Consider the following 20329-nt stretch of genomic DNA (forward strand, 5'->3'; position numbering starts at 1 on the left):
AGCAAAAGGCATCACACAGTGTGTGATGCCTTTACCTATTTCTACTATATGATAAGCTTGTACGAATTATGTTTGCAACTTTTTATACTTTTAAGAAGCGACGAATTGACATTACACTTCCCCACATACCGATTAAAGCACCGATTAACACTAGTAAACCAGCTAATTGGAATACGAAAGGACTGTATGGTAGAAGCTCGAAAATTGTTCCGCCAAGTTTTTCGTTAAACACACCTTGCAACGAATTATACGTAACTAGAATTAGGCCAATTGGAATAATTGATCCTAATACTCCTAAGAATAATCCCTCTAGCAAGAATGGCCAACGAATAAACCAGTTTGTTGCACCAACAAGTTTCATAATTTCAATTTCTGTACTACGAGCATAAATTGTAATTTTAATTGTATTAGAGATTAAGAACATCGCTGTGAATAAAAGACCAGCAATTAACGCAATCCCAATGTTACGACCAGTTTTTACAGTATCAAATAATCGTTCAACTTGCCCTTTTCCGTACTGAACATTACTGACAAACTGCATTTTTTCAACTTTCTTCGCGATTGTCGCTGTATCTGTTGGTTCTTTTGCTTTTACAACGAATACGTTTTTAAGTGGGTTATCTTGTTCAAATAACTCAAACGTTTTTCCACTATCACCTAAGCTTTTAATTAAACGTTTTAACTCTTCTTCTTTAGAAGAATATTTAATAGAATCTACTTTTGCAATCTTACTCATATCTTCTTCTAATTTCTTTTGATCCGCTTCTTTTGCAGCTGGATCAATGTGTACACGAATCTCTACATCTTGCTCTACTTTCGTCGCAAAATGGTTCATATTCATAATCGCTGTTAAAAAGACACCTACAAGTAATAATGTAACTGTTACTGCACTAACAGAAGCAAATGTCATCCATCCGTTACGTGATAGATTCTTTACACCTTCTCGCAAATGTCGACTAAGGGTCTTAGCCTTCATATCCGTATCCTCCCTCAATCTCATCTCGAACAATTTTTCCGCCTTCAATCGCGATTACACGATGACGGATTGTATTTACGATATCTGCATTATGCGTCGCCATAACGATCGTTGTGCCGCGCTCATTAATGCGAGTAAAAATATTCATAATATCAAGAGCTGTTTCAATATCTAAGTTACCTGTTGGCTCATCGGCAATTACAACCTTTGGTCTATTTACAATTGCTCTTGCAATAGCCACACGTTGTTGCTCCCCGCCCGAAAGCTCACTTGGAAGTGCGTCTGCACGATCTTCAAGGCCTACAAGACCTAGAACTTCTGTTACACGCTCACGAATTGCATCCGGTTCTTCTTCAATTACTTCTAAAGCAAACGCAACATTCTCATATACCGTTAATTTAGGTAGCAATTTAAAATCTTGGAAAATTACGCCTAATTGACGACGAAAATACGGAACGTCTCTTTCTGCCAATGTTTCGATAGTAAGTCCATTTACATTAATAGATCCTGTAGATGGTTTCTCTTCACGATACATCATTTTAATAAATGTAGATTTTCCGGCTCCACTCGGTCCAACTACGTATACGAATTCACCTTGTTTAATGTTAACTGTAAGACCAGCAATGGCTTTCATACCATTCGGGTACTCCTTATAAACATTCGTCATTTTTATCATTATTTATCACCCAATACTTAATGATTTTTTTCGAAATACTTTTCTGTACATCTGAAAATAAAAGACATCCTTCATTTTCACTTATTCATCCTTGTTGAAGGTAGTTTACTTATGCTTTCTCATAAGCAATACCACTCTATGTAATATATTTCAGCAAAATTCTACAAACCCCATTGTAACATCAAACGGTTTCCAATTTGGATACATTTTTGTTACAGTTATGTTACATCCTAGAAAAAGGAAAACGAGTTGAATATATTATCAACTCGTCCATTTCACCTTTTTTATTTATGTTCTGCTAACCATTCAGATACTTTTTTCGCATCTTCACCTTGAATAAGTCCTGGTGACATTGAACCGCGGCCTTTTTTAATAATCTCTTCGATATCTGCGGCGTCGTACTTACCGCCCACTTTTCTTAAATCAGGTCCAGTTGCCCCTGATAAATCTGTTGCGTGACATCCAGCACAACTTCTTTGGAAAATTTGTTCTGCGCTGTCTGTGCTTGCAGACTGTTTCGAAGACTTACTCTCTTCTTTATTTCCGCATGCTCCTAAAGTAAAAACAACCGATGTCCCTAGCGCAATAGCCAACAATTTCTTTTTCACTTCTATCGCTCCCCATTGTTGATATTCTTTTTATTCCTAACACACTCATTTTCATTATAAGCATTATCTTTATATAGAAAAACTAAGGTGTATTTCATATTCCTCAAAAATACAGTGAGAACCTTGATAAAATAAAGCTTTCATAAGTTGTTTCAATTCTGTGAACAACTTAAAAAACTTCTATAAAGAATCCTTTTTAAAAGGAAAATTAGAAAAGTTCTATATAAACCTTCACCCTATTACCGCTCTATTTTACTATTCTCTACTTTTTACAAAACAATATACAGCATTGTAATCTACATATAATCCCATCAAAAAGAGAAGTTGTCGTTTCCAACTTCTCTTCCTCTTTACTTCATCTATAAAAATAAAATCAAATGCCTTATATCCTCTATATCCTCTATATCCTCTATATCCTCTATATCCTCAGCATGCGCCAACAATTTTGTTGGCTTTTTTTCGCTTATTAGATGCGAGAACGTAAGTAAGCATCAATAAATGGATCAATCTCTCCATCCATAACTGCTTGTACGTTACCAACCTCCGTATTTGTACGGTGGTCTTTTACAAGAGAATACGGGTGGAATACGTAAGAACGGATTTGGCTACCCCATCCGATTTCTTTTTGTTCCCCACGGATTTCATCTAATTGTGCCTGTTGCTCTTCTAGTTTCTTTTGATATAATTTCGCTTTTAACATCTTCATCGCATGCTCACGGTTTTTAATTTGTGAACGCTCTGACTGACACGTTACAACTGTATTTGTCGGTGTATGTGTAATACGAACTGCTGAATCTGTCGTATTTACGTGCTGCCCACCCGCTCCACTTGCGCGGTACGTATCAATTTTTAAATCTTCTGTACGTACTTCGATTTCAACTTCATCATTGAACTCTGGTACAACTTCACAAGATACAAACGATGTATGACGACGACCTGAAGAATCGAATGGTGAAATACGTACAAGACGATGTACACCTTTCTCTGCTTTTAAGTAACCGTAAGCGTTATGACCTTTAATTAATAAAGTTACACTCTTAATACCAGCTTCATCACCTGGTAAATAGTCAACCGTTTCTACTTTAAATCCACGTTTTTCAGCCCAACGTGTATACATACGTAATAACATAGAACCCCAGTCTTGTGACTCAGTTCCACCTGCACCTGGATGTAATTCTAAAATCGCATTATTTTTATCATAAGGATCACTTAATAGTAACTGAAGCTCATACTCATTCATTTCTTGAATTAAGCCTTTTACTTCTGATTCTAATTCCTCATGTAAATCTTCATCATATTCTTCTTTTAAAAGCTCATGCGTTACTTCTAAATTTTCAAACGTCTCATCTAACTGACGGAAACTTCCAACCATATCTTTTAACGCATTCGCTTCATTAATTACAACTTGTGCGCCTTGTTGGTCATCCCAAAATCCTGCGCCCATCATTTTTTCTTCTAATTCTGCAATTTGGTTCTCCTTAGTAGGGAGGTCAAAGAGACCCCCTAAAAGCCGCTAATCGCTTAGCCATTTTCTCTAATTCCTGTCTAATTTCTACTAATTCCATTTCCTTCACCTCTATGTAATTGCTGTTACTTTCGTATGAAAACAAGGGAAACTCTCTCCACTTATTACGGAGAGAGTTTAATTCTTCTTAATTATACATTTTTGATATAAAAGTTTGCAAAGCAGCCAAAGCTACCGCCCTATATTACTGAACAATACCACAGCAGTTTTTATATTTTTTACCGCTACCACATTTACATAAATCGTTGCGGCCCACTTGGTCACCTTTTACAACTGGCTTTTTCTTCGCTTCTTCGCCATCGCTAGATGGATGAACAGCTTCACCTTGAACAACTTCTTGACGTTCTAAGTTTTGTTCAATTTCAGCTTTCATAATGTAACGAGAAATTTCCTCTTCAATAGAAGCAACCATTGACTCGAACATCGCGAATCCTTCCATTTGGTACTCACGAAGTGGATCAATTTGACCGTAAGCACGTAAATGAATACCTTCACGAAGGTGATCCATCGCATCAATATGCTCTGTCCATTTCGTATCTACAACGCGGAATACAACAACCTTCTCAAACTCACGCATTTGCTCTTCTGGCATAAGCTTTTCTTTGTCATTATAACGCTCTATTAATTTCGCGATAATCGGTTCGCTCATTTCCTCAGGAGCAAGGCGACGTAATTCTTCTTCTTTTATGTCTCCTTCTTGAAGAAGGTTTGTATTTAAGTAGTCAACAAGACCTTTAATGTTCCAATCCTCTTCAATTTCCTCTTGTGTATGAAGCGCAACAGCACGTTCTACTGTAGATTTCATCATACCTTCAATAATGCCACGTAAGTTTTCCGATTCCATTACTTCTTGACGTTGCTTATAAATAACTTCACGTTGCTGACGAAGTACATCATCGTATTGTAATAACTGCTTACGTGCATCATAGTTATTTCCTTCAACACGTTTTTGTGCAGACTCTACCGCACGAGAAACCATTTTACTTTCAATTGGCTGAGAATCATCCATACCAAGACGATCCATCATTGCTTTCATATTATCTGAACCAAATCGGCGCATTAATTCATCTTCCATTGATAAGTAGAACTGCGTCACACCAGGGTCCCCTTGACGACCAGCACGACCACGTAACTGATTATCAATACGACGGCTTTCATGACGTTCTGTACCGATAACTGCTAGACCGAAGATTTTCACATCGTCTCCAAGCTTAATATCTGTACCACGACCAGCCATATTCGTTGCAATCGTTACAGCACCTTTCATACCGGCTTCAGCAATGATATCTGCTTCACGCGCATGGTTTTTCGCATTTAAAATGTTATGACGTACACCTTTACGTGTTAACATTTTTGAAATAAGCTCTGAAGTTTCAATTGCAACTGTACCTACAAGAACAGGTTGCCCTTGTTTATGACGATTTACAATATCCTCAACAACAGCATTGAACTTACCTTCCATTGATTTAAAGATTAAATCAGCACGATCATCACGAATAATCGGTTTGTTTGTTGGAATTACAATAACGTTCATATTGTAAATGTTACGGAATTCCTCTTCCTCTGTTTTCGCTGTACCAGTCATACCAGATAATTTTTCATACATACGGAAGTAGTTCTGGAATGTAATTGTCGCAAGCGTCATACTCTCATTTTGAATTTCTACACCTTCTTTTGCTTCAATCGCTTGGTGTAATCCTTCGCTATAACGACGACCTTTCATAAGACGACCAGTAAATTGGTCTACAATTACGATTTCGCCTTCTTGTACAACATAATCTGTATCACGGTGCATAACAACGTGTGCACGAAGCGCCTGATTAATATGGTGAAGAAGTGCTACATGTTTTAAATCGAATAAGTTTTCAATATGGAAAGCTTTCTCTGCTTTCGTAATACCATCTTCTGTTAACATTACATTTTTCGTTTTCACATCAAATGAATACTCTTTTTCATTTTCTAACGTACGAACGAATGCATTTGCAAACATGTATAGCTCTGTTGATTTTTGAGCTTGTCCCGAAATAATAAGCGGCGTACGCGCTTCATCGACTAAAATAGAATCGACTTCATCGATAATAGCAAAGTGAAGTGGACGTTGAACGCACTGCTCTTTATATAAAACCATGTTGTCACGTAAGTAATCGAATCCAAGCTCATTATTTGTGCTATACGTAATATCAGCAGCATAAGCCTCTTGTTTCTCTTCGCGTGACATATGGTTTAAGTTAATTCCTACCGTTAAGCCAAGGAACTCATGAAGTTGTCCCATTTCGTTCGCATCACGTTGTGCTAAGTATTCATTGACTGTAACAACGTGAACACCTTTTCCTGTTAAAGCATTTAAATATACAGGTAATGTAGATGTTAACGTTTTACCTTCACCCGTTTTCATCTCAGAAATATTCCCTTCATGTAAGGCAATACCACCCATTAACTGTACGCCATATGGACGCATTCCAAGAACACGAGTTGCCGCTTCGCGAACAACTGCAAAAGCTTCAGGTAGTAGATCATCTACTGTTTCACCTTTTGTTAGACGTTCTTTAAATTCAAGCGTCTTTCCTTTTAATTGTTCATCAGTTAGTGGCTTAATAGATGACTCTAATGCATCAATTTGCTCAACTGTCTTTTGCATACGTTTAATTTGGCGTTGGTTTACATCAAACACCTTTTTTAAAATACCGATCATAGGAAATACGCTCCTCTTTTATTAAAATAAAACTTCCGATTGTTTTTCTTTTTCTCTATTACAATCAGTCGTTGTAAAAATCAAATGTATGTTATGCCAATTTTTCTCCTAATTAAAAAAACTAAAATGTATATACCTAATGATAATTGTAACACTTGTCTTATAACTATGACAACAATCGGCCGAATGTCAGGCCTTATATTCAAAAAAGTTTTCATTTCATTTGTTCCAACAAACTAATATGTCTTTTCTCTATCCCTCTATTGCAAATTCCGTATTAAATATCCCACTTTAAAAGAGGATAATCGAAGAAAATCTATTAGTTTTAAATGAACAATTACAAAAAGTCGGAAATTCCGCAGGTGCAGCATCCATAGATACTTACACCTGCGAAACAACTCCGACTTTAAACGATACTGTTATGTTGCAAGATCTACTCAACCACAGCAAAAAACACCCTTAAAATATATCTGGATCAATCACGAATTTTATTAATTTATTGGTATTTCTAATTCATGATATTTCCCTTTCTTATCCTTCATAAAAGAAATAAATTTCACCTTAGTTGATTCATTTGAAAAGTTTTTATAATTTTTATAAGGGTCATCTCCTATAAAATAATTTGTCCCTATATATCCTCGTACTGTTTTACCAGCAGGTATTACAGGATCAAACTGATATTGTTTAGGTAACTCCATTGCATACGGAATTACATTATAAAACTCGCCTATTTTAGAATAAAACAATGTATCGGAAATAGACTCATTACTAAGCAAGTTAATATCCCGATTTGTTGTATTTGTAATATTTAAAGGTAAAACATACGTCACTACTTCACGGTCTTCATAAGGATCATAAACTTTTGTAGGATCAAGAGGATCAAGAGCATGAAACGTAACTCCTTGTCCATCTTCAAAAGTTCTATTAGATAAAAATTCATCTTTTACCACTTTATAAGATTCATTATTTAGATTTAATGTTTTAAATCTAAATAAACTAGCAAATATACATAGCAACAGACACAATCCAATGATTATTAAGACATGATTTCTTGTCACTCTTAATCTACCAACTTTCCATTATTAACATGTACAATGCGATCTACTATACCATTATCCAGGACATGCACATCATGACTAGCTACTATAATAGTCGTTCCTTTAGATTTTTCTACTTCCAAAATATCTAAAACATCTTTTATCCCATCACTATCTAAAGCATTAGTTGGCTCGTCTAATAACAATAATTTTGGTTGTTCCATTAAAGCTTGCGCTATCCCTAAACGTTGTTTCATACCTAAAGAGTATCTTTTATATTTTCTCTTATCTGTTTTATCAAGTCCAACCCTCTGAATAATATTATAAATTTCCTCATCAGAAATTTTATTATTAATCGATGATAAAAATTTCAAGTTCTGAAAACCAGTATACGCTGGAATAAAACTTGGATATTCAATCAATATCCCCATAGAATCAGGGAATCGCCTTTGTTTTCCAATTATTTCATTATCTACATAAACAACTCCAGAATTCAAACGCATTAACCCTGATATAGCGCGTAAAATCATCGTTTTACCAGAGCCATTATGCCCCTTCAAAACTAAAAATTCGCCTTTTTTTACTGACAAATTAATATTATCTAACACAATATTTCCTTTTAATCTTTTCGTCATACATTCACATTTAATATAATTGTCCATAAATTATTCACCTATCACATCTAGTTTTTTAAAACAAAAACTACCTAATAAAATCATTACAACAACAATTACTACCCCTATTAGGAGTAAATCATTCCATTGAATAGATTGATTATTACCTAAAGTCAATTGAATTGAACTGTGATCAACAAAATACCAACGATTTGGCATAACAAAAGAGCCTAAAAAATAAATACTATGAAAGAAAATAGACAAAAACAGGTACAACAACATTAGTACAAAAACAATAGTTATTGGTATATAAAACGTTAAAAACTCAAAAATCAAAGCTAATAAAAAGCTTATAATTATTTGAATTAGCATAGTACCTAATATTTTATAAGAAAATTGACTATATAAAGAACTCTCGCCAAAAGTAAGCAAATAGTACACCGTAAACCAAATAAAATACATAACAACCCAAATACAAACTATGTAAAAAAACAAAGATAGCATTTTCGTTAACCACAGAAAATGCTTCTTCTTAACACGAGGAAATAAATAAACACCATTCTGTTGAATATCTGAAAAAGCAAAATTCCCTACAAGCAACAAAGGAGTGATTTGAAAGAATATCCAATAAAAAGGAATAGAAAATCGCCCCTCCTTATAAAAATAAGATAAATCCACAAAGTCTACTCCATGAAAAAATCGATAAAAGGTAACATCTACTAATACAGATTCTTTACCATTACTAAGAGGCTGATTGTATAAAAAAGCATTTGCAATAATAGCGTAAATTAAGAATAAAAAAGCCATTATCTTGATGGAATCTCGAAACCTTACATGTAAATCTCTTTTTAACAAATTATATAAGATCATAATGTAAACTAGATCACCTCTGTCTCATCATTCATAGAAATATAACTTTTTTTAGATAAAATCCATACACTTATAAAAAAGATAAAAAAACAGCCAAATAAGCGTATAAATAAACCAGTAGCATCTTCAAACACATTTATATAAAAAGCATTTGTAAATAAAAATCCATGTAATATAAATCTATCTAATAAAACAGCAGTAATCATACATATTATTACAAGTAAACTAGGTAAAAATAATTGCAATAAAGCACTTATCATACATATAAAAACACTCGCAAATAATTGAATGCAAAATAATAATGGATAATTTACATCAACACTAGTTACAGCCATCCTATTTGACATCAAAAACAACTGTAAAATCATACTCCCAGCAAAAAAGGAAACAAAAACGAATAACTTTATATAATATATGGAAACTAATTCCAATACATTATTCACTCTGTAAACAACATAAATACTAAAAAAATTCGACATAGAATATACAGAAAAAACAATTATTAAAGGAATAAATATAGTCGACAAATTATAAAACGACATAACCTTATACAAAGTTTCCAATTCGTTCATTTTCTCTTTTACAATGCCCTGTTCAAAATAATTGAACAAGCAACCAATGATACTAAGATTAAGTAAAAAGAGAATACTTAACCCAACATATTTCATCCTTATAGTTTCTTTCATTACATTATAAAAGAACATGCTTCCTACTCCCCCGTAAATAAAGAACTACAGAACAAAACCAAATACATAATAGGACACTAAGAAAAATTTGCAATTCAAAAAAGCCGAAATCTTTAATTAAATAATCTTTAGGATTGAGAATCCCTTTTCCAATACCAAGCCAAAAAATATGTAAAACAAATGGAACTAAATAAATAAAATAAACTCGTTTTATAAAAAACGAAATTGATAAAGCCAAACTCGAAAAAACCGCACCGTATAAACTATTTAAAAATACATACATTAGAAAATATAAAGTAGGATACTCATAATAAACCGTATTAAATTGAGCTGTTGGTGAAACAGTAGCCGCCATATAATTTAATATCGGATGCGGAGCAACTGTCGGATAAGTCATCGCATATAAATAAAAATGAAATAGTAAAGGGACACTTATAATAAAAAAAGATACTATAAAATTAATACAATAAAGTAATCTAAAATAATGACGCGTTCCCATCTTAGAAATGACAGGATAAATAAATCCATAATTTTTATCAATTCTATAAATCCCAGCTACAGCCATTGCAGAAATCATAGGAAATATAAGTAGATAAAATTCACTATAAAATGGTAATCTATTAAAATGTAAAATGTTAGATAAATATGGAGATACCTTTATAATCCCAGCATCATTAAATCCTTTCGTTGTTACACACATAGCAATATATTGAGCAATGACAATTACTAACATAATAAATACAGACAACCAAAACATCCTACCTTTTAAAATCCTTCCTAAAAAGTAACTCATCTACAACTCCTCCATAAAGCATTAATGAAATTTAAATCTTTTTTAATATGAACAGTTGATCCGCAACACCATAACATTTATTTTCTTTATTTAACCAAATGTAACGAAAAGAAACATTTGCTCTCTCTCCTTCAAATTTAGGAAACTCAACTTCATACTGATAAACATCATTTGTACCTTTTCTTTTTACACTCTTAACTTCTTGTTTCCACTGAATTATTTTTCCATCAATTTGTTCAATCCGTCCCAAAAGATACGTTGGTTTTTTCTTATTCGTCACACCCGTTAAAAAAACATAATAATTTTCTGGTATAACTCCTGACTTTAATTTTTTATTTGAAAGCTTATCCTCTATTAAACTATCATTTCTTTCTATTTGACCTTGAAAGAAATCATGACCATTTTCACTTTTTAAAAACACTTGTTCAACAATAGTATTTTTCTTAATTTCTTGTAACTGAATACTTTTCAAATTATCTTTTTCCGTTAAAGTATCTTCAATATTTACAATCGGTTCATCTACTTTCTTTTGACAAGAAACTAAGAAACTAATACTCAATATAAAAAAACAAACTAAAATATATCTTGAGATAAACCTCATTACAACTCCTCCTATTTTAAAAATGAAATAGCAGGAAAAGCCGTATAATCAAGACTCGGAACTATACGACTTTTTCTAGTACTACACAATAAATAATTTCAATTTATAATTTCTAAATCAATATTCAGTGTAAGGTTCACTCGGTCTTACACGATCAGGACTCCAAGCAGTAGGATAAGCATTATTTTCTCTAGAATAACCACCAAATCTCACAGGTACATTTTTTCCATAGTTTTCATATGCGTAATTTTGGAAAAGATACGTTTTACCTGGTTTCACCGTTCCTTCATGCTTACCCGACTCACCTGAAACATTTACCCAATCTCTATTACCTTTACCTTTATTTTTATCAGCTTCTGTCCAAACGTTAAAAGAACCACCGCCCTTCTCACTACTCTTTACACGCATATACATAGAAGTAGGTGTCTCTTTAGGACGTGCATTAGTAAAATCATATGCATTCCAAAGTCTAAAGGTAAATTCTACATGATCATCCTTTGTATCAGCCTTAGCAGGTTCGGTTAAAGCAAAAGTACTAGCTAAAATACCTAACGATAAAACAGATCCAAACATAAAACGACTTTTTTTCTTAATGCTCACTAAAAGCACCTCCGATAATTTGTAGCATTATATCGATTTTATTTTTTTACTAAAGAAACAAAGTAAATCTGTATAATGCGATTTAAAGATAACAAAAGCAAAATACACTATCAATTGATTCCAGAAAACTTAATATTTTATTTACAATTATAAAATATTGTTAAATTAAACAAAATTAGTATACTCCTAACAAGTACATACTTATGGAGATAATCACATTCAAAATCTCAATACAAAAAAGCGCAGCCATTTCGGCTGCGCTTTTGAATTATTATTTAGTTTCGATTAAACCGTATTTCCCATCTTCACGGCCATATACAACATTAGTTTCATTTGTATCAGCATTTGTGAAGACGAAGAAATTATGTCCTAGCATATCCATTTGTAGGATCGCTTCTTCAACGTCCATCGGTTTTAAATCGAATCGTTTTGTACGTACAAGTTCTAATTCATCCTCTTCCACCGCATCCAGAACAGCTACTGCTTCTGGAAGGATAAAGTTCGTTTTCACAGAACCTTTCTCACGTAACTTACGATTTACCTTTGTTTTATGTTTACGAATTTGTCGCTCAAGTTTATCAACTACTAAATCGATAGCAGCGTACATATCGCTATTAGTTTCTTCTGCACGAAGTAATAAATCAGTAAATGGTATTGTTACCTCGACACGTTGCTTGTCAGAGTATACTTTTAAATTAACTTTAATCTCTGGGAATGTATCAAAATAACGCTCTAACTTACTTAGTTTTTTCTCTACATATTCCTTTAATGCTGGAGTTACTTCAATATTTTCACCACGAATGTTGAATTTCATAGATGAATTCCTCCTTTCAAGCCTATGTACTATAATTTCGACACTGGCTTAAAAACTCCTTCTAACTTTTTTAAAAAAATTAGTGGAATTGCGATTTTTTTATCGTTTTTTGTTGAAATGAAAAGATGCATCGTTTCTATCTTTATTTTATCCTATTAACATCGTGAATAACGAATATAACTGTGGACAATTCGTTACAGAAAAGAAACAACTTTTTGACAACTTACCCTATAACAAAAAACCCCTTGCGAAAAACAAGAGGTTCTACTACATATATATAACGTTGCCACAAACGCAGCTTTCTCTTCCCAAAACAATATCCCCTACAGTTTCACAACATTAGCTGCTTGTGGTCCACGTGCTCCATCTACAATGTCAAACTCTACTTGTTGCCCTTCTTCTAATGACTTATACCCATCTTGTTGAATAGCAGAAAAATGGACAAATACATCGTCACCATCTTCACGCTCAATAAACCCAAATCCCTTTTCTGCATTGAACCATTTCACTCTTCCTTGCATGTTCATTCCATTCCCTTCACTCTAAAAATCAGGGCATTCGCCCCATATTTTGACTATAACGAATGACAACATATGAAGTCAAAGAAGACTTATCGCCTTTTTATTATCCCTTTCGACACTGCCATATTAACTTCTGCAAAGTGTCAAACTAGATACTTCCCTTGCCCCTCTTTCATATAACAAACTTCCGATTTGCCTAACTGTAATTCCAGTCGTATACACATCATCAACGAGTAAAATATGTTGCCCAGAAAACATCTCTTCTCCCTGAAAATAAAAAGGATTGCTTCCTGACACCCTTTCTTTACGTGTCTTCTTACTTTGCTTTTCTGTTTCCCTTCTTCTTAATGATGGATAAGAAATTTTGACAGGTAAACAAGCTGCTAATAACTCAGCTTGATTAAAACCACGTTCAACTTCCCTTTCCTTACTAAGCGGAACAGCGATAACGGTTGAAACATTAGCAAAATACTTTTGAAATAAACTTCGAAAAGGACGATAAAAAATGCGCACTAACTCTGCATCCCCCCGAAACTTAAACTGCGCTACTATTTCTTTCATCTCATCATCATACATATATAACGAACGGTTTTTAAAAGAACGATACTTCGCCTCTTTCATCCACCTTAGACAATCTATACAAATACCGTCTTCTTGAAATGAGGCAGGAACATATTCTAAAGGCCGCCCACACTCCATGCAAATTTCTCCTATAATATAGGAAAGTTTCTGCTCACATCTATCACATATATATTTTCTATGACACTTTACAAAAAAATTGTACCAACTAACCGTTTCTACAAAACACTCATCACAAAGTAAACAATGCATCAATCGATCAATCCTTGTTCTTTCGCATTTTTATTCATACCTTGAATATGTTTTTTCGCGCGCACCATCGCCTCTGTCTTACCATAGTGAAAATAAACGACCTCTCCATACGGTGCTTCAAAGCTCCGCCCTGCTCGGCCCGCAATTTGTACGAGTGCACTTTCTGAGAATATTTCTTCTTCCGCCCCTAAAACCGCTACTTGCAAATTTTTTACTGTTACGCCTCGCTCTAAAATTGTCGTTGTAACTAATAATGGGATTTCTCCTTTTCTGAAAGCCGCTACTTTTTCTTTTCTACCCGGATCTTCTGCATGTACACCTTCAATTCGCTTGTTTAATGACTTTAACAACAGGCTTATCTCTTCTATATATCGCACATGGGGAACAAATAAAAAAATAGGATATTTTTTATTTAAGTACGTTTGTAACCACTGTAGTAAAACTCGAGGAATTCTTTTATGAATGAGGCTTTTTTTCCAATTCCCGCACCAACAAAACAAAGGAACTGGCAAAGGATGACGGTGATATCGTCCAGAAACAATAACACCTTTTTGTTCACCTCTTCTAAATTTTCGCTTCCACGTTTCATCTGGAGTCGCAGTTAAATAAATACGCGCCGCTCTTTCTTTCATCGCTTGTTTTACCGCGTACTGTAACATTTGATCTGCACAATATGGAAAAGCATCTATCTCATCTACAACCATGACATGAAACGCCCTATAATAACGCAATAATTGATGCGTGGTTGCAACGACTAGTACTGCATCTTTTTCTTTATCCACACTCCCTCCATATAAAGCCGCTACCTTTATATATGGAAATACTTCCTGTAATCTCGGTGCTAATTCCAGAACAACATCCGTTCTCGGCGTTGCGATACAAACTCTTTCTCCTTTTTGAAGCGCTTCGTTAATACCGTAAAACAACATCTCTGTTTTCCCAGCCCCGCATACAGCCCAAATAAAAAATGATTCTTTTCGCTTAATAGCCTCTATAACTCCTTGCGCCGCCAAATTCTGACCAGTAGACAACGTTCCGCTCCACCGTAGCAAGTTTAAATTCTTTTCTCTCTTTCTTTCAGCAATCCCGCGAACAAGTAAAGCACATTCACTTACCCTCCCCATCGTTATACACTTCCGGCAATATGTGCACACTTTACTGCATCTTTTACATAAAAACGACGCAAATAGCCGCTGTTCTATATTTCCACAGCGCTGACATACATATTTAGAAGCCTTCTTTTTTACACCTTGTACACAGACGACCTCTCCCTTCTTTTTCAAATCATTTAATTCCCTCTGTAAATCTGAAGAAAGTTCGTCTAATAGCAACTGTTTCCCCGCTAGCATCGACAATCACCTCCAGCACTACTATAAACCCTTCTTCAAATCCCGTAAAAACTCAAAAAAGTCGATAACCTACTTATAAAATAGTAAGCTATCGACTTTATACACGTTTTTTATTCTTTTATAAATCCTAGAATCGACCGTAACCTAAGAAATGTTTTTGGTTATATGAGCTGTTGATATCACCGTACGCAATTCCTTTATCACTAGCATGAATCATTTGACCATTACCAACGTAAATACCGATGTGAGATGGACCTGCTTTATAAGTACCTTGGAAGAATACTAAGTCTCCTGGTTGTGGGCTACCTACTTTAGAAACTGAGTTCCAGTAACCTGCAACGTCTTGACGACCTACACCAAAAATGTAAGAAATGAATCCACTACAATCAAAACCACCGTTTGATGGAGATGCACTTCCCCAAACATATGGTAAACCTAAGTAGCTTTGCGCTTTACCAATTACGCCACCCACATTTGAAGCTGGCTTTTTCTCTTCTTGTTTAGGTGCTTCTTTCTTAGGCTCTTCTTTTTTTGGTTCCTCTTTTTTAGGTTCTTCTTTTTTTGGCTCTTCTTTTTGAGCTTGTCCACCATTGTTTGCTGGTGCAGCTTGCTCTGCAGGTGCTTGTGCTGGCTGAGCTTGCGCAGCTTTAGCAGCTTGCTCTGCTTGTTTTTGAGCAGCAGCTTCTTGTGCAGCTTTTGCTTGTGCTTCTTCTTCTGCAATGCGTTGTAATTGTAGCGCTTGTTTCTCAAGCTCTTTCAATTGACCTTCCGTACTTGTCATTGAAGTTACAACTGTATCCATTTTACCGCTTAAATCGTTTACCGCTGTTGCTTTTTTCTCTTTTTCAGCGTCAAGTTCTTTCTTAGCAGTTTCAATTTGAGCTTGTGCTTCTTTTAATTCTTTTTGTTTCTCTTTTACCGTTGCAACATCTTTTTTCACACTAGCTTGGTCTTCTTGTTGTGTTTTCATGATATCTTCATCAGACTCAAGAATTTTAGAAACAGAAGTTAAACGATCAACTAAATCTGCAACGTTTTTAGAGTTTACAAGAACTTCTGTTACAACGTTCGTATTTGGCTGTTCTTGAAGTGCAACTAAACGCTTTCTTAATAACTCTTCACGTTTTGCAATCTTCGTTTGTAATTCTGCAATATCTTTATTTTTCTTTTCAATTAATTGCTCAGTATCAGAAACTTTTTTCGTTGTTTCATCAAGCTTTGCAGCATTCTCTTGAACAGACTTATCTAAACCTTGAATTGTTTTGTTTAAGTCATTCATTTGTTTTTGTAATTCATCACGTTCTTGTTGTTGTTTATGTAAAGTGTCATTTTGTGTATTAATTTGTGATTTCACGTCAGAAATTTTATCTTCTGCAAATACATTTGGTGTTAGCCCTGAAAACATTAACCCTGCAACTAATGCGCAAGATGCCATTTTTAGCTTTTTCATTTTATTTTTTACACCGCTTTCTTTTTTCTTTTTCCGTATATAACCTATAAAATTTATACCATAATTCGGGATTTTTTTTGCTAATGTTACGTTTTTGTAAAACAAATGTAATATTATATGTAACTCTAGCGCAAAATTCGTATATTTTTGTATGTGTGTGTAGAAATTTATATACTTTTCTTACTTCTATAAACAAAGAAAAAACGTAAGGAATCCCTTACGTTTTATTAAATATACGAATACAAATGAAATGCTACTTCATCCATTTCTCAGCCCAATTTTGGACCTCATCCATAACACTTTCTAACGCTTTCCCCTTGTCAGTTAAGCCATACTCGATTCGAACTGGTACTTCTGGATAGACATTACGAACTACAATGCCCTCGCTTTCCAATTCCTTCAAACGCTCTGACAACATACGATCGCTCATATTTGGGATAATATCTGCGATTTCTCTAAAACGTTTCGACTCTTCAAGCAAAGATTTAATAATTAAGCCAGTCCACTTCTTACTAAGCAGAGTAAAAGCTGACTCAAACTTTGGACATAAACAAGAATTATGCTCCATATGTTTCACCTCTCTTCTATTATAATATAGTTTCTTGTAAAAAGTAAGTTATAAAACTTTCCTCATTATTTTATTTTACGTACATTTTACCATTTCCAAATATTAACTTGTCAACTAAACGTAACATACCCGTAAAAAAACCCTCTTAAAAAGAGAGCTTTTTATATCTTTATTACTTCGTATACCATCCAAGACCTAATGCACCTTCACCTAAGTGCGTACCAATTACAGCTCCAAAATAACCTGTACGAATTGTGACGTGAGGATATTTTGCTTCTAATTCTTTCTTCCATTCATTCGCTTCCTCTTCACGTTGCGCATGAATGATAACTGCTTCCATAGGTACACCTTTACTTGCTTGCTCATCAAAAATTTCAATGATACGTTTTAATGCTTTTTTACGTGTACGAATCTTTTCAAACGGAATAATGATTTTATCTCTAAAATATAAAACTGGCTTCACTTGTAACAGACTGCCGATGAAAGCTTGCGCGCTATTTAATCGACCACCACGTTGTAAATGATGTAAATCATCAACTACAAAATAGGCGTCCATCGTTTTTTTCATTTCATCAAAACGAGCAATAATCTCTTTTGGACTCTTTCCTTCACTTGCTAACCTTGCACCTTCACGCACATAAAATCCTTGTACTTCACAACTAATTTCAGAGTCATACGTGTATACATCAATACCCTCTACCATCTGTCCAGCTGTCGTTGATGTTTGATATGTACCACTAATTCCACTTGATAGGTGAATACTAATAACTGCATCATAATCTTTAGCTAGTTCTTCATATAGCTCAACAAACTTTCCGATTGCTGGTTGAGAAGTTTTTGGAAGTTCCTCTTGTTCACGTACTTTCACATAAAAATCATCTGCTGAAATTTCAGCTTCTTCTTGATAAGATTCTGTTCCAAACACAACGTTTAATGGAATCATATATATATTGAGTTCATCACGGATTTGCTTCGGTATATATGCTGTACTATCAGTAACAATAGCTATTTTCATTTTCGTACCTGCCTTATAAAAAGTTTTATTTCCTAATTTTACACGAAAACTACAAATGGTGCATCCATACAGGGAAATGCCGGTTGAAATTATACTCACCATCTCGACAAATTACAACAAAAAGATAAAATACTCACCAAAAACTTCAGCCTATTTAGAAAAAATGTTTGAATATAAAAAGGCTCGCTTTTAAAATGGAAAGTACTAGTCATTTTGATAGATAGGGGCGTATACAAGTGCTATTACAATATTTAACAATCAAAGACTACGGCGAACACGAAATCGTCATTCAAAAATCAAGATTTATTTGTTATATTAGCCGAGCAACGACTGAGGAAGAGGCTCAAGAATTTATACAAAAAATAAAAAAACAGCATTGGAATGCAACACATAATTGTTCCGCTTATTTAATTGGCGAACAAGATCATATTCAAAAAGCAAATGATGACGGCGAGCCTAGCGGTACAGCTGGCGTACCAATGCTAGAAGTACTAAAAAAACGTGGGCTAAAAGATACCGTCGTTGTCGTAACACGCTATTTTGGTGGCATTAAACTTGGCGCAGGTGGATTAATTCGTGCATATGGAAAGTGTACAAGCGAAGGCATTAATCATGTCGGTGTTGTCCAGCGAAAACTAATGCGTGTGATGCAAACCGAGATTGATTACACATTACTTGGCAAAGTGGAAAATGAATTACGTAATTCAAAATATGCCATTAAAGATATACATTATCTAGAAAATGTCACATTTGATACGTATGTAGAAGAAGACGGCAAACAAGCATTTACAGATTGGATGATTGAATTAACAAACGGGAAATGTACAATTACAGAAGGAGATATGTTGTACTTAGAACAAGATGTTATCTAAGCATAACCCATTTATCACCTTCAAAGATTAATGTAGTGAATTACTTCCCTACAAATGAACTAACGAACTAAGGAGATTATATATGGAAGAACGTTATTATCATCTCCAAAATAGCAGAATAAAAAAGAAGCGAAGAAGGAAACTTTTCTTCTTCCTTATTTTCGCATTTTTATTTGGCAGTATAGGAGTTTATGTGTTAAATTCTTACTCTTCTCTTATGGGGATGTATAGTGGTTTTACTCGTGAAAAATCGGATTTAAGAAACAAAGATGTAGAAATTACAAAGGAACCTTTTACAATTCTCATTATGGGTATAGAAGATTATGCGACAGACGGTCAAAATGGTCGTACAGACTCATTAATGTTTGCAACAGTCAATCCGAAAACTCAAAAGATTTCACTTATGAGTATTCCTCGTGATTCTCGAGTTAAAATTGTTGGTAAAAATAAAGAAGACAAAATTAACGCTGCCCATGCTTACGGCGGAGAAGAAATGGCAATCAAAACTGTCGAAGGCTTTCTAAAAGTTCCTGTAGACCATTATCTTAAAATTGATTTCCAAGGCTTTAAAGGTATCGTTGATGCTGTCGGCGGCGTTACGGTTGACGTACCCTTCGATTTCTGGGAGCGCTCTGACGTAGATTACTACAAAAAAATTCAATTTAAGCAAGGACAGCAAAACTTAAACGGTGAAGAAGCACTTGCTTACGTCCGTATGCGAAAGCAAGATCCAAATGGCGATTATGGTCGAGCTGCTAGACAAAGACAATTACTAGCCGCTGTTGCTCATAAACTAAACTCCACCTCTACTGTATTTAAAATTAAAGATTTAACAGCTGTCGTTGGAAAATATATAAAAACCGACATTCCTATTTCAGACGGACTTGCTCTTTACAATAAACTTTCTGGATTTGATCCTTCTACAATGCAAACGTTAAAGCTTGAAGGCGAAGACAAAAAGATAGGCGGTATTTATTACTTCCTTCCAGATCCAATCAGTGTAGAAACGGTGCGTAACGAAATTGAAAAAGAATTAGGGGAAAAAGCAAAAAATCCAACTACAAAAAACAACTCAAATCCTGATTCAAATTCAAGTTCTAATTCTAACGAACAAGCAAAAAAAGAAACAAACCAAAATAAAACACCAACTGATCCGCCACCTTCTACAAATGCTCATGCAGAGTGGATTATGCGCAATCAGCCGTAACAAAAAGGCCCAATCTATCCGATT

General features: G+C 34.4%; 21 protein-coding genes. 2 read left to right on the forward strand and 19 right to left on the reverse strand.

All coding sequences use genetic code 11. The features are described 5' to 3' along the window. Window positions 1-82: 82 nt before the first annotated feature. The 19 genes from ftsX to IBT51_RS14220 all read right to left on the reverse strand — a co-directional run bounded on the left by ftsX (window position 83) and on the right by IBT51_RS14220 (window position 18226). A complete protein-coding gene (gene ftsX, locus IBT51_RS14130; protein ID WP_000645028.1) occupies window positions 83-976 on the reverse strand; it encodes a permease-like cell division protein FtsX in 894 nt (297 codons plus the stop codon). Then, the gene (ftsE, locus tag IBT51_RS14135) at window positions 966-1652 is read right to left on the reverse strand and encodes a cell division ATP-binding protein FtsE (protein WP_000594319.1); all 687 of its coding nucleotides are present in this window, start codon (window positions 1650-1652) and stop codon (window positions 966-968) included. The genes ftsX and ftsE overlap by 11 nt, the downstream gene beginning before the upstream one ends. A gap of 284 nt (window positions 1653-1936) precedes the next feature. Beyond that, on the reverse strand, window positions 1937-2260 hold the full coding sequence (gene cccB, locus IBT51_RS14140; protein ID WP_000727975.1) for a cytochrome c551: 324 nt from the start codon (window positions 2258-2260) through the stop codon (window positions 1937-1939). A gap of 466 nt (window positions 2261-2726) precedes the next feature. Then, window positions 2727-3825, reverse strand: a protein-coding gene (prfB, locus tag IBT51_RS14145) for a peptide chain release factor 2 (protein ID WP_096001455.1) whose coding sequence is annotated in 2 segments (ribosomal slippage) — window positions 2727-3752 and window positions 3754-3825 — 1098 coding nt in all. Because the reading frame shifts where the segments join, the coding sequence is not laid out codon by codon here. 144 nt (window positions 3826-3969) lie between these two features. Further along, the gene (gene secA, locus IBT51_RS14150) at window positions 3970-6477 is read right to left on the reverse strand and encodes a preprotein translocase subunit SecA (RefSeq protein ID WP_078400870.1); all 2508 of its coding nucleotides are present in this window, start codon (window positions 6475-6477) and stop codon (window positions 3970-3972) included. A 491-nt stretch (window positions 6478-6968) separates the two neighbouring features. Beyond that, window positions 6969-7496 carry a hypothetical protein gene (locus IBT51_RS14155; protein WP_029948375.1) on the reverse strand — a complete coding sequence of 176 codons (528 nt, stop codon included), beginning with the start codon at window positions 7494-7496 and terminating at the stop codon, window positions 6969-6971. Between the two features lie 41 nt (window positions 7497-7537). Beyond that, complete coding sequence (locus IBT51_RS14160; protein ID WP_200458456.1) at window positions 7538-8176, reverse strand: ATP-binding cassette domain-containing protein; 639 nt, start codon at window positions 8174-8176, stop codon at window positions 7538-7540. A 3-nt stretch (window positions 8177-8179) separates the two neighbouring features. Then, entirely contained in the window at window positions 8180-8935 is a 756-nt protein-coding gene (locus IBT51_RS14165) for a hypothetical protein (protein ID WP_200458484.1), read from the reverse strand. A 71-nt stretch (window positions 8936-9006) separates the two neighbouring features. Then, a complete protein-coding gene (locus IBT51_RS14170) occupies window positions 9007-9702 on the reverse strand; it encodes a hypothetical protein (protein ID WP_200458455.1) in 696 nt (231 codons plus the stop codon). Beyond that, window positions 9689-10477 carry a hypothetical protein gene (locus IBT51_RS14175; RefSeq protein ID WP_000120050.1) on the reverse strand — a complete coding sequence of 263 codons (789 nt, stop codon included), beginning with the start codon at window positions 10475-10477 and terminating at the stop codon, window positions 9689-9691. The genes IBT51_RS14170 and IBT51_RS14175 overlap by 14 nt, the downstream gene beginning before the upstream one ends. Before the next feature lie 31 nt (window positions 10478-10508). Next, the gene (locus tag IBT51_RS14180) at window positions 10509-11078 is read right to left on the reverse strand and encodes a hypothetical protein (protein ID WP_001211060.1); all 570 of its coding nucleotides are present in this window, start codon (window positions 11076-11078) and stop codon (window positions 10509-10511) included. A gap of 117 nt (window positions 11079-11195) precedes the next feature. Continuing rightward, entirely contained in the window at window positions 11196-11678 is a 483-nt protein-coding gene (locus IBT51_RS14185) for a hypothetical protein (protein WP_200458454.1), read from the reverse strand. 271 nt (window positions 11679-11949) lie between these two features. After that, window positions 11950-12492 (reverse strand): ribosome hibernation-promoting factor, HPF/YfiA family, encoded by a 543-nt coding sequence (gene hpf / locus IBT51_RS14190; RefSeq protein ID WP_200458453.1) that lies wholly within the window; start codon window positions 12490-12492, stop codon window positions 11950-11952. A gap of 323 nt (window positions 12493-12815) precedes the next feature. Continuing rightward, window positions 12816-13013 carry a cold shock protein CspC gene (gene cspC, locus IBT51_RS14195; protein ID WP_001990088.1) on the reverse strand — a complete coding sequence of 66 codons (198 nt, stop codon included), beginning with the start codon at window positions 13011-13013 and terminating at the stop codon, window positions 12816-12818. Between the two features lie 126 nt (window positions 13014-13139). Further along, window positions 13140-13844: a ComF family protein gene (locus IBT51_RS14200; RefSeq protein WP_200458452.1), complete on the reverse strand. Its 705-nt coding sequence runs from the start codon at window positions 13842-13844 to the stop codon at window positions 13140-13142. Beyond that, window positions 13844-15193: an ATP-dependent helicase ComFA gene (comFA, locus tag IBT51_RS14205; RefSeq protein ID WP_000879410.1), complete on the reverse strand. Its 1350-nt coding sequence runs from the start codon at window positions 15191-15193 to the stop codon at window positions 13844-13846. The genes IBT51_RS14200 and comFA overlap by 1 nt, the downstream gene beginning before the upstream one ends. Window positions 15194-15320: 127 nt before the next feature. Next, on the reverse strand, window positions 15321-16748 hold the full coding sequence (locus IBT51_RS14210; RefSeq protein WP_140155510.1) for a C40 family peptidase: 1428 nt from the start codon (window positions 16746-16748) through the stop codon (window positions 15321-15323). 148 nt (window positions 16749-16896) lie between these two features. Continuing rightward, the gene (locus IBT51_RS14215) at window positions 16897-17211 is read right to left on the reverse strand and encodes a winged helix-turn-helix transcriptional regulator (protein WP_000400857.1); all 315 of its coding nucleotides are present in this window, start codon (window positions 17209-17211) and stop codon (window positions 16897-16899) included. A 172-nt stretch (window positions 17212-17383) separates the two neighbouring features. Continuing rightward, window positions 17384-18226, reverse strand: coding sequence for a DegV family protein (locus IBT51_RS14220; RefSeq protein ID WP_000684727.1), 843 nt, complete (start codon window positions 18224-18226; stop codon window positions 17384-17386). A 236-nt stretch (window positions 18227-18462) separates the two neighbouring features. On the opposite strand from IBT51_RS14220, the gene IBT51_RS14225 reads away from it, so the two are divergent. Together IBT51_RS14225 and IBT51_RS14230 are read left to right on the forward strand one after the other, a co-directional pair. Continuing rightward, on the forward strand, window positions 18463-19098 hold the full coding sequence (locus tag IBT51_RS14225; RefSeq protein WP_000926669.1) for a YigZ family protein: 636 nt from the start codon (window positions 18463-18465) through the stop codon (window positions 19096-19098). 82 nt (window positions 19099-19180) lie between these two features. After that, on the forward strand, window positions 19181-20305 hold the full coding sequence (locus IBT51_RS14230) for an LCP family protein (RefSeq protein WP_069356509.1): 1125 nt from the start codon (window positions 19181-19183) through the stop codon (window positions 20303-20305). Window positions 20306-20329: the final 24 nt, after the last annotated feature.

Origin of the sequence: Bacillus sp. S71 (assembly GCF_016625265.1) — a bacterium.
Lineage (GTDB): Bacteria > Bacillota > Bacilli > Bacillales > Bacillaceae_G > Bacillus_A > Bacillus_A cereus.